The following is a 14,485-nucleotide window of genomic DNA, read 5'->3' on the forward strand; positions in this document are numbered from 1 at the left end:
CCGGCACCGCCCTGCCGCCCGCCGGCCCGCGCGGACGGCCGCGGTGGGCGCGGCGGCTCCGCCGCCCCGCACTCGCCGTGCTCTCCGGCCTCGCGCTGGCCGCCGCGTTCCCGCCCGTGGACGCCTGGCCGCTCTCCCTGGCCGCCGTCGCGGCCCTCAGCCTCCTCACCCGGGGCCGCACCGCCCGGCAGGGCGCCCTGACCGGCCTCCTGTTCGGGCTGGCCTTCTTCGTCGGCCTCCTCCAGTGGCTGCGCGTCATCGGCTGGGACGCCGTCCTTGGCCTGTCCCTCCTCCAAGCCCTCTTCCTGGCGCTGCTGGGCGGCGGTCTCGCCGTCACCTCACGGCTGCGGTGGTGGCCTCTGTGGGGCGCCTGTCTGTGGGTCGCCGAGGAGTGGGCCCGGGACCGGGTGCCGCTCGGCGGCTTCCCCTGGGGCCGCCTCGCCTTCGCCAACACCGGCTCACCGTTCACCCCGCTCGCCGCGCTCGGCGGCGCCCCCCTGGTCACCTTCGCCGTCGCCCTGACCGGCACCCTGCTCGCCGCCACCGCCGTGGCCCTCGCCCGCCGGCGCGGGGCCGCCCGGGAGGCCGACCGGGACACCGGCCGTGACGGCACCCGGCACGACAGTCCGGGCGCCACCGGGGACGCGGCCCGGGAGACCGGGCGGGAGGCCGCCGGCAGCCCGGCGGGGGAGGCCCGGCCCGGTCTGCGGCCCGCGGTCACCGCCGCGGGGCTCGCCGCGGCCGTCACGCTGGCCGGGTACGCCGTGCCCGTCGGGACGGACGCCGACGACCACGTCGACATCGCCGTGGTCCAGGGCAACGTGCAGCAGCCGGGTATGGACTTCCTCGGCCGCCCCATGATGATCCTGGAAAACCACGTCGACCCCACCGTCGAGCTGGCCGAGGACGTGGCCGCCGGCCGGGTGGAGCAGCCCGACCTCGTCATCTGGCCGGAGAACGCCTCCGACCTCGACCCGCACCGCCACCCGCAGGCCTACGCCGCCATCGACCGGGCCGCCAAGGCCGTCGGCGTCCCCATCCTCGTCGGGGCCCTGGTCGACCACCCGACCCGTGAGGGCTACGTCGAGAACCAGGGCATCGTCTGGGACCCGGAAACCGGCCCCGGCGACTCCTACACCAAGCAGCACCCCGTGCCGTTCGGCGAGTACGTGCCCTTCCGCGAGCAGCTCAGCACCGTCATCTCGCGGCTCGACCGCGTGCCCCGCGACTTCTGGCCCGGGGACGGGCCCGGCGTGCTCCAGACGGGCCCGGCCCGCCTCGGCGACGTCATCTGCTTCGAGGTGGCCTACGACGAGATCGTGCGCGACACCGTGCGCGCCGGGGCCCGTGCCCTGGTGATCCAGACCAACAACGCCACCTACGGCAACACCGGCCAGCCCGAGCAGCAGCTCGCCATGTCGAAGCTGCGCGCGATCGAACACGGGCGGGCCGTCGTCACCGCCGCCCCGAGCGGCATCAGCGCGATCGTCGCCCCGGACGGCACCGTCGAGCAGCGCACCGAGGAGTTCACCCAGGACGTGCTCACCGCCCGGCTTCCGCTGCGCGACGACCTCACTCTCGCGGACCGCGTAGGCTCGGCACCGGAGTGGACTCTCGCTATCGTGGGCCTCTTCGCCTGGGCGGGCGCCATCCGCCAGGGCCGGCGGACCCGCGCGGAGGAGAAGGAGCAACGCCGTGAGTGACCGGGCAAGCGACCAGGAAGAGACGCGGCGCTTCGAGCCGGTCGGCCCCGCCCTCGTGATCATCCCGACCTACAACGAGGTCGACAACATCCGCTCCATCGTGAGCCGCACCCGGGCGGCCGTCCCCGACGCCCACGTGCTCGTCGCGGACGACAACAGCCCGGACGGCACCGGCAAGGTCGCCGACGAGCTCGCCGCCGAGGACGGACACGTCCAGGTGCTGCACCGGCGCGGCAAGGAGGGCCTGGGCGCCGCCTACCTCGCGGGCTTCCGCTGGGGGATGGAGCACGGCTTCGACGTGCTGGTGGAGATGGACGCCGACGGCTCCCACCAGCCCGAGGAGCTGCCCCGGCTGCTGACCGCCCTGCGCCACGCCGACCTGGTGCTCGGCTCCCGCTGGGTGCCCGGCGGGCGCGTGGTGAACTGGCCGGCGAGCCGCAAGTTCCTCTCCCGGGGCGGCAGCACCTACTCCCGCATGGTCCTCGGCATCCCCATCCGCGACGTCACCGGCGGTTTCCGGGCGTTCCGCGCCGACACGCTCAGGGGCCTGGGCATCGACTCGGTCGCCTCCCAGGGCTACTGCTTCCAGGTGGACCTGGCCCACCGTGCCGTGCGGGCCGGCTACCACGTCGTCGAGGTGCCCATCACCTTCGTGGAACGGGAGCTGGGCGACAGCAAGATGAGCCGGGACATCGTCGTCGAGGCGCTGTGGCGCGTCACCGCGTGGGGCGCACGCTCGCGGCTGCACCAGCTCACCCGGCACCGGCACACTGGAGACCATGAGCACGCGTGAACCCAGCCCCTACGAGCGGCCGCGCCGCGGCCCCGGCGGGCGGAGCCTCTCGGACCGGCCCCGGCGCCGTTCGCGCCGGAGCGTCCTGCTGCCCCTCACCGTCGCCGTGTGGACGGTCCTGGAGCTGTGGCTGCTGATCCTGGTGGGCGACGCCGCCGGCGGCTGGACGGTGTTCCTGCTGCTCGTGGCCGGCTTCCTCCTCGGTGCCCTGGCCATCAAGCGAGCGGGACGCAGGGCGTGGAGCGCCCTGGCCGAGACGTTGCAGCAGCCCGGCGCCGCACCGTCGGCGGAGACGGCCCGCGGGGGCGGCAACGCGCTGGCCATGCTCGGCGGGCTGCTGCTCATGCTGCCGGGGCTGCTGTCCGACGTCCTGGGGCTGCTGTGCCTGTTCCCGCCCACGGCGCGCCTGCTGCGCCGCGGCACCGAGCGCTGGCTGAGCCGGCAGGCGGGCCGGGCGGCCCCCGGCACGCTGGGGGAGGCGCTGCACGAGGCGCGGCGGGCCGGTGAGCAGGTGCGCATCCGGCGTCCCGACGGCCCGGTGATCCAGGGCGAGGTCATCGACCCCGAGGACACCGGTGACGGCCCCGGCCGCCGCACCGAGGGCGGGCCCGAGGCTCCGTCGCGCTGAGCGCCACACGGGCCGACCGCCCGGCGCGTGCGGGCACCGTCGCCGGGACGCCACCGGGCCCTGTGAAGCGCCCGGTGGCGTCCCGCGCGCAGCAAGAAGGGCGCGGGGGCCCCAAGCGCCATCCGGGGATGACGCTCCAGGCTCCCGCGCCCGTCGCTGTACGGCCGCGTGGCCGTAAGCCGGCTAGGCCGACTTGCGGCTGTCGCGAGGATGCACGGCGATGTTCATGGCGCCGGAGCGCAGGACGGCCAGCCGCTCGGCCAGAACCTCCTCCAGCTCCTCACGGGTACGCCGCTCCATGAGCATGTCCCAGTGCGTCCTCGCCGGCTTCGTCTTCTTCTCTTCCGGGCCCTCGCCGTCCACCAGCAGGGCCTGGGAGCCGCATACCTTGCACTCCCACTCCGGCGGGATCTCCGCCTCCACCGAGAACGGCATCTCGAATCGATGTCCGTGCTCGCATGCGTACTCCACGGCCTGGCGCGGGGCCAGGTCGATGCCGCGGTCCGTCTCGTAGCTGGTCACCACGAGTCGCGTGCCGCGAAGAGCTCGCTCACTCATGAATCGTGCCTCCCGGGCTTGTCGCCCACAGGACAGGTGTCGCTGTCGTCGTCATCCGGTCAACGTCCGGTCGGCGGTGAAGATTCCCGTATCGGGACATGCGTCGCCCGTCGTGCCGCCCCTTGTTGTACCCGCCGGTGCCCGCTTTGTCACATCTGCGGCGAGATGTCACCCGGCGTCCGTGCCTGGTGGACGCGCAGTAACGCTCCCTCCGGCGAGCCGAAGGCGTACACTACCGCCCACGTCGCGAGGGCACTAAATCCGACCGGGCGCCGTGTTGCCCACCGCCGCGGCCGCCCGCCGCACCGGCACCCGCAGCAACAGCAGGAAGCCGAGCACGAAGAACACCACGAGCGAGATGATCGCGTCCCGGTAGCTGCCGGTGAGCTGGTAGGTCAGGCCGAACACCAGCGGGCCCAGCCAGCTCGTGCCGCGGTCGCTCACCTCGTACAGGGAGAAGTACTCCGCCTCCTTGCCCCGTGGGATGAGCTGCGCGAACAACGACCGCGACAGTGCCTGCGTGCCGCCGAGCACCATGCCGATCGCCCCCGCCAGGGCGAAGAACCACAGCGGCTCCCCGGCGGGCAGGAAGTACCCGGCCGCGACCGTCCCCGTCCAGGCCACCAGGGACCCCAGGATCGTGCGCTTCGCCCCGTACCGCTCCGCCAGCCGCCCCAGCCCGAGCGCGCCGAAGATCGCCAGCACCTGGACCAGCAGGATCGCCCCGATCAGCGTCTCCTGTTCCATCCCCAGCTCCTTGGAGCCGAAGACGGACGCCTGGGTGATGACGGTCTGCACCCCGTCGTTGTACAGCAGATAGGCGAGCAGGAACATCAGCGTCAGCGGATAGCTCCGCAGCTCCCGCAGGGTGTGTCCGAGCTGTCTGAAGCCCCCGCCGATCGACAGCCGCCCCCCGGACACCTCCCCGGGCCGGTCCCGCAGCCTCCGCAGCGGCACGAGCGTGAACACCGCCCACCACAGCCCCGCCGAGGCCAGGCAGATCCGCACCGCCGTGCCCTGGTCGATCCCGAACGACTCGTGCCCGAGGAACAGGGCCAGATTCGCCACCAGCACCAGCGAACCGGCTCCGTAGCCGAAGGCCCAGCCCCTGGAGGAGACCGCGTCCCGCTCCTCCGGGCGCGCGATCTGCGGCAGATACGCGTGGTAGACGACGACGGAGGCCGCGTAGGCCACATTGGCCAGGATCAGCAGCAGACCGCCCAGCAGATAGCGGTCCCCGTCCAGGAAGAACATGGCCGTGGTCGCCGCCGCGCCGGTGTACGCGCACACCGCCAGCAGCGGCTTCTTGCGCCCGGTGCGGTCCGCTATCGCGCCCACCACCGGCATCACCAGCACCGACAGCAGCACCGACGCCGAGATGACGTAGGCGAAGTAGGAGCCGTCGCGCACCGGAATGCCCAGCGGGTACACATAGCCGTCGACATCCGCCGCGGCCTCCGCCACCTCCGTCAGGTACGGCCCGAGGAACACCGTCAGCACGCTGGTCTGGAAGACCGAGTTGGCCCAGTCGTACCAGTACCAGCCGCGCTGCTCGCGGCGCCGCGCCCCGTCGTCCCGCCCGTCGGCGGGTTCGATCACGACCTTGGCGTCCACTGCGCCCCCTCGCTTCTTGCGTGCGGCTCGTCCGCACCCGACGGGGCGCCTACGACGGCCAGGCCCCGCGATCCTCCAGCACCTCGCGCAACAGCTCCACGTGATCGGTCATGATGCCATCCACGCCCAGGTCGAGGAGCGCCCGCATCCGCTCGGCCTCGTTCACCGTCCAGACGTGCACCTGCAGCCCGATCCGGTGCGCGCACCGGACGAACGCGCGGTCCACGACGGGGACGCCCGCCTGGCGCACCGGGACCTGCGCCGCCAGCGCCCCGCTCCGCAGCCGGGCGGGCAGCCGCCACGAGCGCAGCCGCAGCGCGAGGACGCCACCGGTGCCCAGGGACGTCGCCAGCCGCGCCCCGGCCAGCCCCCGCGCCCGCGCCACCCGGCCCTCGCTGAACGAGCCGACGCACACCCGGTCCCAGGCGTCGTGCTCGTCCAGGACGCGCAGCAGGGGACGCAGCGCCCCCTCCGCCTTGACGTCGACGTTCCACCGGGCCGCGGGGAACGCGCGCAGCAGGTCCTCGAACAGCGGCACCGGCTCCCGTCCGGCCACCCGGGCCCGGGACACCTCCGCCCAGGGCAGCTCCGCGATCCGGCCGCGGGCGTCCGTCACGCGGTCCAGGGTGTCGTCGTGGAAGGCGACCAGGCGCCCGTCGGACGTGGCGTGCACGTCGGTCTCCAGATAGCGGTAGCCGAGGTCCACCGCGCGGCGGAAGGCGTGCTCGGTGTTCTCCAGGCCGCCGGCCGTCCCGCCCCGGTGGGCGAAGGCGAAGGGGCGGGGGTGGTCGAAGTAGGGGTGCGCCGCTGTCGTCACCGACGCAGTATCGCGCGGCCCCCCGGCCGCCCGTGCACCGCGTCCCCGCTCCGCTCCGGCCCCGGAAGGGCGAAGACCCGCAGGAACCGCTGGGCCAGCGGCCCGATCGTCAGCGCGTACAGGGCGGTGCCCAGGCCCACCGAACCGCCGAGCAGGAAGCCGCTGCCCAGTACCACCAGTTCGATGCATGTGCGCACCACCCGCACGGACAGGCCCGTGCGGCGGTTCAGTCCGGTCATCAGCCCGTCCCGCGGGCCGGGGCCGAAGCGCGCCGAGATGTACAGGCCCGTCGCCACGCCGTTGCCCACGATGCCCACGGCCAGCATCGGCCACCGCACCGCCAGGGACTCCAGATCCGGCACCAGCCACAGCGTCGCGTCCAGCGAGACACCGATCAGGATGACGTTGGAGACGGTCCCGAGCCCGGGCCGTTCCCGCAGCGGTACCCAGGCCAGCAGCACCAGCGCACCCGTCAGCACCGACACGGCGCCCATCGACAGGCCCGTGCGCTCGGACACCCCCTGGTGGAACACGTCCCACGGGTGGAGGCCCATCTCCGCCCGCACCATGCAGCCCGCGCTGGCGCCGTAGAGCACGAGGCCGACGTAGAGCCGCACCAGGCGCCCGGCCGTCCCCGCGGCCCACGGCACCCGGACCTCGCCCGGCGGCGCCGCGTCCGCCCTCCCCGTGCCCGCCCCCGGGCCCACGTCCGTTCTCTCGCCCGGTTCCGACCCTGCGGAGCCGGGCTCCCGCCCCGATTCCTCCGGATCTCCCGCGCTCGCCGCTCTCCCCGTCACCGTCACCGAGCAGTCCCTCCCTGTGCACCCATCGACGTGTGCGTGACATCCTGGTCATCGGACAAGTCCAATTCGATGTCCAATCGGAAGAAGGTGGACCGGACGATGCCCGAGTGGACCTCAGCCGTCGGAGCCCAGCAGCTGGTACGTCTGCTGCACTCCCAACGCCCGGCCGACCCCGCCGGACGCGGCGGGGTGCCCGCCTACCGCGCCCTGGCCGACGGCGTCCGCCTCCTGGTCCTCGAGGGCCGCGTCCCGGTCGGCGCCCGGCTCCCCGCCGAGCGGGAACTGGCCGCCGCCCTGAGGGTCAGCCGCACCACCGTCGCCGCCGCCTTCGAGACCCTGCGCACGGACGGCTTCCTGGCCTCCCGCCGCGGAGCGGGCAGCTGGACGGCCGTGCCGGCCGGCGCCCCGATGCCCACGCGCAGCCTCGAACCCCTGCCCCCCGAGGCCGTCGGCAGCGTCATCGACCTCGCCTGCGCCGCCCTGCCCGCACCCGAACCCCACCTCGGCCAGGCCCTGCGCACCGCACTGGAGGACCTGCCGCCCTACGCCCGCACCCACGGCGACTACCCCGCCGGGCTTCCCGCGCTCCGCCAGGCGCTCGCCGACCGCTACACCGCGCGCGGCCTGCCCACCATGCCGGAGCAGATCATGGTGACCACCGGAGCGATGGGCGCGGTCGCCGCGATCTGCAAGCTGCTCGTGCCCCGCGGCGAGCGCGTCGCCGTCGAGCACCCCTCCTACGCCAACGTGCTGCAGCTCATGCGGGACGCCGGCGCCCGCCTCGTCCCCGTGGCCATGGCCGACCACCTGGCTGGCTGGGAACTGCCCGCCTGGCAGCAGACCCTGCGGGCCGCCGCTCCCCGCATGGCCTACGTCGTGGCCGACTTCCACAACCCCACCGGGGCCCTGGCCGACGAGGGCCGCCGCCGCGACCTCGTCACGGCCGCCCGGGCCGCGGGCACCACCCTCGTCGTCGACGAGACGATGGCCGACCTGCCGCTGGACGACGCGGTCGCCGCCGACCTGCCGCGCCCCATGGCCGCCTTCGACCCCGGCGGCTCGACCGTCATCACCATCGGCTCCGCGAGCAAGGCCGTCTGGGCGGGGCTGCGCATCGGCTGGGTGCGTGCCGCGCCCGACGTCGTCCGCAACCTGATCGCCGCCCGGGCCTGGGCCGACCTCGGCAGCCCCGTCCTGGAACAGCTCGCCGTCACCCGGCTCCTGACCGACGGCGGCTGGGAACGCTCCGTCGCGGTCCGCCGCGAGCAGGCCCGCACCAACCGCGACGCCCTCGTCACCGCCCTGACCGAACACCTGCCCGCGTGGGAGTTCACCGTGCCGCCCGGCGGCCTCACCCTGTGGGTGCGCACGGGCGGGCTCTCCGGTTCCCGGATCGCGGAGGCGGGGGAAGGGCTCGGCGTGCGCGTCCCCTCCGGCCCGCGCTTCGGGGTCGACGGTGCCTTCGAGGGCTACGTCCGGCTGCCCTTCACCGTGGCCGGCCCGCTGGCCACCGAGGCGGCCGTACGGCTGGCCGCCGCCGCCCGGCTGGTGGCCGGACTGCCGCACGCGGCGGCGGAGATCCCGCGCAGCTTCGTCGCCTGAACAGCCGCCGGCTCACCTCACCCCTCCACCCGCTCCCCGGACACGCGCACGCCCCCGCCATCCGCGTCCTCCCCGCCACCGGGCGCCGAGGGCTGCGGGGCACACTCCTCGACACCCACGACCGTCTCGGGCAACAGCGCCAGCACCGCCTGGCGGTGCGCCTCGGCGGCCAGCTCGTCGTACGGGTCCGGCGCGGCGGGAACCTGAAGCCGCAGCACCGGCCCGGTGCCCAGCCGCGCATACCCCCGGCCCGGGGGGACGCCGTCCCGCACCGGCGTCGTCTGCGGCGGCTCGCCGAGAACCGCCCGCACCTGCTCGGGCGAGGCGGCCCCCAGCACCACCCGCGCCCGGGTGTACGCCCGCACCACCTGGGCCAGCGCCTCGGCGCCCTCGAACTGCTCGGCCAGGGCCACCGACACCCGGGCCGCCCGGCCGTGACGCAGCACCACCTGCAGCAGCTCCTGCGGGTCCGCCCGTCCCTCGGCCCTGGCCAGATGGCTGAGCACCGCGGGACGGTCGACCAGGACCCACAGCGGCCTGCGCACCTCGTCCTGCGGCCGCCCTCCCTCACGGGCGTGAACGGCCGCCAGCAGCCGGCGCTCCGTCTCGTGCGCGGCCCACTGCAGCGAGGCCAGCGCCCCCACCAGCGTCGTCTCCACCGACAGGACACCCCGGCGCCCGGCCAGGCACGCGTACTCGCCCGCGCCCGAGCCGTCGACGACGAGCACGTCCCCGTGCTGGAGAGCCTGCAGGGCGACGGAGCGCAGCAGCGACGTCGTCCCGGCGCCCGGCTGTCCCAGGGCCAGCAGATGGGGCTCCGTGGACCGCGGCCCCGTGCGCCACACCACCGGTGGCACGTCCCGGGGCTCCCCACCGTCCAGCACCGGCAGCGTCCGCTGCACCGCCTCGCCGTCGGTGAAGCCCAGCACCATCTCGCCCGGCGCCACGACGAACCGCTGCACGCAGATTCCCAGGGGGAGCGGCGCCAGCGCCGTGACCCGCAGCTCGTTGGCCTCCTCGTCCCAGTCGAACCGCAGCTCCCGGGCCCGCCCCGCCTTCGCGCACAGCAGCCGCTGCACCCGCATCCGCGCCTCCGCCTCCCCGTCCGGGAAGGAGGGCGGATAGCGCAGGACGAGCCGCGCGAGCCGCCCGTCCTCGTCGAACGCGTGCGAGGTGAAGACCCGCTCCCAGGATCCGTCCGCCGCGTACAGCGGCTCCGGATGGGCGTCCTCGGGGACGGCCAGGCAGGGCACCAGCGCCTCGTAGAGGGCCTGGAGCCGCGCCGCCCGCTCAGCCGGGTCCGGCTCGGGCTCCGGCGGCTCCGCCACCTCCTCGGGCCGCCTCCCGAACCAGGCGGCGGCCCCCACCGCCGCCGCACCGGCCAGCCACAGGCCGTAGGGCACGACCCACAGGAAGAGCCCGCACGCGGCCACCAGGAACAGCGCCGGGCCGTGCTGCTCCTTGCCTGCGCCCTCCCACCACGACCGGGCCATGGCGGTCAGCCGCGCGGCACCGCGGCCCAGCACGAGCAGCGGGTGCAGCGCATCCGCCGCGCCGTCCCCGAAGGACCGGGCCACGATCCGGCCGTGGGCCAGGGTGCGCCACGCCACTAGAGGGTGATCCCGCCCAGGAGGTTCGCCAGCTTGTCGCTGCCGGCCTGAATGCTCGGGCCGACGGCCGTGCCGGCGAGGTAGAAGCCGAACAGGGCGCAGACGGCGGCGTGCGAGAGCTTGAGCTCCCCCTTGCGGAAGAACACGAACCCGATCACTCCGAACAGGAGGACGCCGGAGATCGACAGGACCATTGGTGCTCCTGGTGTGAAGTAACGGTCACCATGCGTGTCAACAGCTTCACAGACGGTCCGGAGTGCGGGGTACAGACACACGAGTGAATCGTGCGCTCATCGGCCCGGCCCGCACCCGCGGCCGTCCGTTCAGCCCGATGGCCGAGGCGGGCCGCAGATCACAGGTTCAGCCCGGAGACCAGCGAGGCGATCATGTTGCCCCCCGCCTCGATCCCGGGCGCCATCGTCGTGCCGGCGAGGTAGAAGCCGAACAGGGCGCAGACGGCGGCGTGCGAGAGCTTCAGGCCGCCCTTGCGGGTGAGCAGGAAGATGACGATACCGAGAATGAGGACGCTTGAGACGGACAGGGACATCGCGAGCTCCAGGGGCGGCGGTTGGGAGTCCAGGCCGGGGCTCCTCAGCCTCCCCGTCCGCGCACGGCACGGCAAAACGGGATGATCCGGATGGCTGAGACGGGCTGCGACACGCCGTGTCGGTGCCGCGTCAGGGGTGTGCCGGAAGAACTCCGCGACTTCGGTCTCGGCGGCGCGATGAGTTTCCGCGGGCGTCCCCGTCTACCCCCGTGACAGCAGCAAGCAGCAGGGCGCCGACCCGGCAGCACCGAGAGAGATGAGCACCCGATGGCCACCCAGATCTACGTCAACCTGCCCGTCAAGGACCTCGACGCCGCCAAGGAGTTCTTCACCCGGCTCGGCTTCTCCATCAACGCGGAGTTCACCGACGAGAACGCCTCCTGCGTCGTCCTCGACGAGGCCATCAACGTGATGCTCCTGACCGAGCCGTTCTTCAAGAACTTCACCGGCAAGGAGATCGCCGACGCCTCCCGGGTCACCGAGGTGATCACGGCGCTCGGAGTCGAGAGCCGCGAACGTGTCGACGAGGTGTGCGACAAGGCGCTGGCCGCCGGTGCCACGCCCTCCAAGGAGCCGACGGACGAGGGCTGGATGTACTCGCGCGGCTTCCAGGACCTCGACGGTCACCTCTGGGAGCTCGTGAGCGTGGACGTCGAGGCCATGCGCGCCGCGCAGAGCTGAGGCCCTGGTGGGCAGGGGGCTGCCGGGCCCGTCGTCGCGGAAACTGGCGGGCGCGGCCGGCCGTGGGCGCCGCCCCCGGGCGGGGGCGGCCTCGCCGTCACCACGGCGTGGCCCGCACTGCGCGGACGCCGTGCGGGGAAGACTGCCGGGGACAACCGCCGCCGCGTGACGACGGGGAGGGAGGCCACCCGTGCGTGCGCGCACCCTCCTGTGGTGCGCCGGGGCGCTGGCCGCCGCCGGCACCGTTCTCCTCGTCCTGGTCCTCCTCGGCTGGCCACCGTTGTGGAACGCCGACCGGGAACTGACCTACCGTCTGCACGAGACCGCCGTCAGCCGTCCGGGCTGGACGCGGGTCAACCGGCTGCTGACGGACTGGATCTGGGACCCCGTCACCCTGCGGCTCCTCGCCGCTCTCGCCGTCCTGGAGCTTCTTCGGCGCCGCGCCCTGCGGACCGCGGGCTGGCTGGCCACGGCCACCCTCACCGCCTTCGCCGTCCAGAACGGGCTGAAGGCCCTCACGGCCCGCGAACGGCCACAGGTGCCCGACCCCGTCGACAGCGCACACCTGTACGCCTTCCCTTCCGGGCACGTGATGACCGCGACCGTCGTGTGCGGCGTGCTCCTCGTCGTCGTCCTGCGACACGCCCCCGGGGCCGGGCTCCGCGGCGGTCACCACCTGCGCGCGGCCGCGGCGGCCGCTGCCGTCTGCTCGGTGCTCGGAGTCGGCGTCACCCGCGTCTACCTGGGCGTCCACTGGCCCAGCGACGTCCTCGCCGGGTGGCTCTTCGGCGGGGCGGTCACCGCCGCCTCGGCGGTGCCCTTCCTCCGGCGCCAGCCGGGTTCCGGCCGGCGTACCCACCCGCGGCGGGTGCCCGGGAGCTGACCGACAGGCCCCGGAGCCTCCAGGCCTCAGTCCGGGGCGGCGCCCGCCGCACCCCGGTCGGGATGCGGCGGCGGTTCGACGGTGTGGTAGCACTGCCCGCACACGTAGCCGCCGCTCGGCCCCTCGAACACGACGCTGCCGCAGTGCGCGCAGTGCATCGACGGCGCGGGCAACGGGCTGCTCATCCGCTGGCCCCACAGTTGTTGCACGCCCAGCCCCCGTCCGGACCCTGAATCACCACAGCCCCGCAATTCGTACAGTTCACCGTGCCCTCCTCGGTCCAGGGAGGACGTACCGACCCGACCACGGTAGACGCGCGAGCCCCTTCCCACCAGGGACCAGGGCGCGGCGGCGCGCCGTTGGCCGGAAAACCCCTGCGGCCGCCCAGAATGGGACGGCCGGTGAGTTTCACCACTCACGGCCGTCTCCCCGGGCAGACCCACCCCGCCGGGGACGCGTGCCGACAGCCGAGGAGGACCGGTGACCACGATCAGTTCGACGATGTTCCTCACCCTGGACGGAGTGACGCAGGGCCCCGGATCCCCGGACGAGGACCGCACCGGAGGCTTCGAGCGGGGCGGCTGGGTCGTGCCCTATTTCGACGAGGACATGGCCCGGACCGTCGCCGAGACCTTCGAGGAGGCCGACGGCTTCCTCCTCGGCCGCCGCACCTACGAACTCTTCGCCGCCCACTGGCCCCAGGTCACCGACCCCGGCGACCCCGTGGCCACCCGCCTGAACGCCCTCCCGAAGCACGTGGCCACCCGCACCCTCGACCACCTGGACTGGGCGGGCTCCCACCTGCTCGGGCCCGATGTGCCCGAGGCCGTGCGCAGGCTCAGGCAGGATCCCGCCACCGGCCGGCTGCAGATCCACGGCAGCGCGGCACTCGTCCGCGCCCTGATGTCCCACGGCCTCGTCGACGAGTTCCGCCTGTATGTCTTTCCGGTGGTGCTCGGCACGGGCACGCGGCTGTTCGAGGAGGGCGTCACCCCGACCGCCATGGAGCTGGCCGAGGTCCGTACGACCGGATCGGGCGTCGTCTACCAGGTCTACCGGCGCAGCTCCGCCGAGGTACGGTCCGGCACCTTCACCGTGGCCGGCGGGCGAACCGTTCAGCGGCCGTGAGCTCCCCGGCCCGGAGTCCTGCCGCCGCCGGCACGGCCGGCGCCGGGAACCCCCGGTCCGCGGGGGAGGCCCCGGGACGCACCCGGCGGGCCGGGGCGTGTCTCAGCCCTCCAGGGCCTGTGCGTCGTAGAAGCACAGCAGCCCCTTGACCGGGGCCACCCGCGGCAACGGCTCCAGATAGGCCCAGGCCACGTCCGCACGCCCGCCGGGCAGCGACCAGTACGAGGCCGTCCCCTTGAACGGGCACACCGTGTGGGACTCGGACGCCTCCAACAGATCCATCCGCACGTCCTGCGGAGGCAGGTAGTAGCGCACCGGGAACCCGGCCTCGTGCAACAGCACCGGCCGGCTGCTCTCCGCCAGAACCTGCCCGTCGATCTCGACCCGCACGCGCTGGGTGCCCTGCTCCACGGTGATGCGGTGTCCCCCGTTCGAGACGCCCTCCGGATGCCCGGTCGATCCCATGACACACCGTCCCTTCCCGGCGGACCGCCGCCGCGGCGCTCCGCACACCTCGAGTCTGCAGCGTCATGGGATCACACCGGCGGCCCCGCCGCTCACTTCCCCGTGAGCGTCGCGGTGGCTCGCCCCGGCAGGCCCCGCCGCCGACCCGTGCGCTCCGCACGACCGGCCAGCCCCGACGCACGGCCCGGCCCTCGCAGCACGGTGCGCTCCACCCGGCCGTTTCACCGCGCTCGCCCGCGGCTGCCACTCCCAGCCGACCGCCGTCGTCACCGCCCTGGCCGCCGCGCTGGCCCTCACCTGCGGCCACCGCTCCGCCGGGGCCGCGCTCAGCGGCCTCGGCGCCCACCTCGCCGACGTCCTGCCCGACATCGACGGCGACCTGCGCACCGGGGTCCGCTCACTGAGGGGACTCCGCGCGCCGGGAGTTCGCCGACGCCCCCGTCGGCGGAGGAGGTCCGCCGCACACACGAACCCGCCCGGTGCGACGGGGGATGCACACCGGGCGGGCACCCATCTTCTTACCGCTCACCCCACCGCTCACACCTCACTGGGCGGTCGAATTTCCGCCGACCTGTGGCCGGAACACCGGGGCGCGTCCAAGCGGCGCCGGTCAGCGGCGCCGGACCGTACCGTCCCGCCGCCTGTCCTGGCGA

General features: G+C 74.3%; 16 protein-coding genes. 7 read left to right on the forward strand and 9 right to left on the reverse strand.

Features of this window, described 5'->3' with window-relative positions; all coding sequences use genetic code 11:
* The first annotated feature begins 11 nt into the window (after nt 1-11).
* Genes lnt through fxsA form a run of 3 tightly spaced genes read left to right on the forward strand, consistent with a single transcriptional unit; the run spans nt 12 to nt 3,124 of the window.
* Nucleotides 12-1,703 (forward strand): apolipoprotein N-acyltransferase, encoded by a 1,692-nt coding sequence (lnt, locus tag HPT28_RS20745; RefSeq protein ID WP_374226994.1) that lies wholly within the window; start codon nt 12-14, stop codon nt 1,701-1,703.
* Nucleotides 1,696-2,496, forward strand: a complete 801-nt coding sequence (locus tag HPT28_RS20750; RefSeq protein WP_219092683.1) for a polyprenol monophosphomannose synthase — start codon at nt 1,696-1,698, stop codon at nt 2,494-2,496. Before lnt ends, HPT28_RS20750 begins: the two co-directional genes overlap by 8 nt.
* On the forward strand, nt 2,483-3,124 hold the full coding sequence (fxsA, locus tag HPT28_RS20755) for an FxsA family membrane protein (protein WP_219092684.1): 642 nt from the start codon (nt 2,483-2,485) through the stop codon (nt 3,122-3,124). The genes HPT28_RS20750 and fxsA overlap by 14 nt, the downstream gene beginning before the upstream one ends.
* 183 nt (nt 3,125-3,307) lie before the next feature.
* Here the strand turns inward: fxsA and HPT28_RS20760 are convergent, their stop codons facing one another.
* The 4 genes from HPT28_RS20760 to HPT28_RS20775 form a co-directional block, all read right to left on the reverse strand.
* Nucleotides 3,308-3,682, reverse strand: a complete 375-nt coding sequence (locus HPT28_RS20760) for an RNA polymerase-binding protein RbpA (protein WP_219092685.1) — start codon at nt 3,680-3,682, stop codon at nt 3,308-3,310.
* Nucleotides 3,683-3,937: 255 nt separating this feature from the next.
* Nucleotides 3,938-5,296, reverse strand: a complete 1,359-nt coding sequence (locus tag HPT28_RS20765; protein ID WP_308119406.1) for an MFS transporter — start codon at nt 5,294-5,296, stop codon at nt 3,938-3,940.
* A 49-nt stretch (nt 5,297-5,345) separates the two neighbouring features.
* Nucleotides 5,346-6,113: a glycerophosphodiester phosphodiesterase gene (locus HPT28_RS20770; protein ID WP_219092686.1), complete on the reverse strand. Its 768-nt coding sequence runs from the start codon at nt 6,111-6,113 to the stop codon at nt 5,346-5,348.
* Nucleotides 6,110-6,763, reverse strand: coding sequence for a YitT family protein (locus tag HPT28_RS20775; RefSeq protein WP_219092738.1), 654 nt, complete (start codon nt 6,761-6,763; stop codon nt 6,110-6,112). The genes HPT28_RS20770 and HPT28_RS20775 overlap by 4 nt, the downstream gene beginning before the upstream one ends.
* A gap of 252 nt (nt 6,764-7,015) precedes the next feature.
* On the opposite strand from HPT28_RS20775, the gene HPT28_RS20780 reads away from it, so the two are divergent.
* Nucleotides 7,016-8,518, forward strand: coding sequence for a PLP-dependent aminotransferase family protein (locus tag HPT28_RS20780; RefSeq protein ID WP_219092687.1), 1,503 nt, complete (start codon nt 7,016-7,018; stop codon nt 8,516-8,518).
* A gap of 17 nt (nt 8,519-8,535) precedes the next feature.
* Here HPT28_RS20780 and HPT28_RS20785 read toward each other — a convergent pair whose 3' ends face one another.
* The 3 genes from HPT28_RS20785 to HPT28_RS20795 all read right to left on the reverse strand — a co-directional run bounded on the left by HPT28_RS20785 (nt 8,536) and on the right by HPT28_RS20795 (nt 10,675).
* Nucleotides 8,536-10,128 carry a hypothetical protein gene (locus HPT28_RS20785; RefSeq protein WP_219092688.1) on the reverse strand — a complete coding sequence of 531 codons (1,593 nt, stop codon included), beginning with the start codon at nt 10,126-10,128 and terminating at the stop codon, nt 8,536-8,538.
* A complete protein-coding gene (locus HPT28_RS20790) occupies nt 10,128-10,322 on the reverse strand; it encodes a hypothetical protein (protein ID WP_219092689.1) in 195 nt (64 codons plus the stop codon). Before HPT28_RS20790 ends, HPT28_RS20785 begins: the two co-directional genes overlap by 1 nt.
* A gap of 158 nt (nt 10,323-10,480) precedes the next feature.
* Entirely contained in the window at nt 10,481-10,675 is a 195-nt protein-coding gene (locus tag HPT28_RS20795; RefSeq protein ID WP_219092690.1) for a hypothetical protein, read from the reverse strand.
* Between the two features lie 267 nt (nt 10,676-10,942).
* On the opposite strand from HPT28_RS20795, the gene HPT28_RS20800 reads away from it, so the two are divergent.
* A complete protein-coding gene (locus HPT28_RS20800) occupies nt 10,943-11,356 on the forward strand; it encodes a VOC family protein (RefSeq protein ID WP_219092691.1) in 414 nt (137 codons plus the stop codon).
* A 190-nt stretch (nt 11,357-11,546) separates the two neighbouring features.
* Nucleotides 11,547-12,239 (forward strand): phosphatase PAP2 family protein, encoded by a 693-nt coding sequence (locus HPT28_RS20805; RefSeq protein WP_219092692.1) that lies wholly within the window; start codon nt 11,547-11,549, stop codon nt 12,237-12,239.
* 26 nt (nt 12,240-12,265) lie between these two features.
* Here HPT28_RS20805 and HPT28_RS20810 read toward each other — a convergent pair whose 3' ends face one another.
* Nucleotides 12,266-12,424 carry a hypothetical protein gene (locus HPT28_RS20810; protein ID WP_219092693.1) on the reverse strand — a complete coding sequence of 53 codons (159 nt, stop codon included), beginning with the start codon at nt 12,422-12,424 and terminating at the stop codon, nt 12,266-12,268.
* Between the two features lie 295 nt (nt 12,425-12,719).
* Here HPT28_RS20810 and HPT28_RS20815 point away from each other — a divergent pair, with 295 nt between their 5' ends.
* The gene (locus tag HPT28_RS20815) at nt 12,720-13,367 is read left to right on the forward strand and encodes a dihydrofolate reductase family protein (RefSeq protein ID WP_219092694.1); all 648 of its coding nucleotides are present in this window, start codon (nt 12,720-12,722) and stop codon (nt 13,365-13,367) included.
* Between the two features lie 102 nt (nt 13,368-13,469).
* On the opposite strand, the gene HPT28_RS20820 is transcribed toward HPT28_RS20815, so the two are convergent.
* A complete protein-coding gene (locus tag HPT28_RS20820) occupies nt 13,470-13,832 on the reverse strand; it encodes a DUF427 domain-containing protein (protein WP_219092695.1) in 363 nt (120 codons plus the stop codon).
* Nucleotides 13,833-14,485: the final 653 nt, after the last annotated feature.

Source organism: Streptomyces sp. JJ38 (genome assembly GCF_019303475.1).
Classification (GTDB): domain Bacteria; phylum Actinomycetota; class Actinomycetes; order Streptomycetales; family Streptomycetaceae; genus Streptomyces.

What these genes read in the sequence shown, in the direction of transcription:
- fxsA (WP_219092684.1), top strand. Translation starts at nt 2,483, where the DNA reads ATGAGCACGCGTGAACCCAGCCCCTACGAGCGGCCGCGCCGCGGCCCC.
- HPT28_RS20760 (WP_219092685.1), bottom strand. Translation starts at nt 3,682, where the DNA reads ATGAGTGAGCGAGCTCTTCGCGGCACGCGACTCGTGGTGACCAGCTAC.
- HPT28_RS20780 (WP_219092687.1), top strand. Translation starts at nt 7,016, where the DNA reads ATGCCCGAGTGGACCTCAGCCGTCGGAGCCCAGCAGCTGGTACGTCTG.
- HPT28_RS20790 (WP_219092689.1), bottom strand. Translation starts at nt 10,322, where the DNA reads ATGGTCCTGTCGATCTCCGGCGTCCTCCTGTTCGGAGTGATCGGGTTC.
- HPT28_RS20795 (WP_219092690.1), bottom strand. Translation starts at nt 10,675, where the DNA reads ATGTCCCTGTCCGTCTCAAGCGTCCTCATTCTCGGTATCGTCATCTTC.
- HPT28_RS20800 (WP_219092691.1), top strand. Translation starts at nt 10,943, where the DNA reads ATGGCCACCCAGATCTACGTCAACCTGCCCGTCAAGGACCTCGACGCC.
- HPT28_RS20810 (WP_219092693.1), bottom strand. Translation starts at nt 12,424, where the DNA reads ATGAGCAGCCCGTTGCCCGCGCCGTCGATGCACTGCGCGCACTGCGGC.
- HPT28_RS20820 (WP_219092695.1), bottom strand. Translation starts at nt 13,832, where the DNA reads ATGGGATCGACCGGGCATCCGGAGGGCGTCTCGAACGGGGGACACCGC.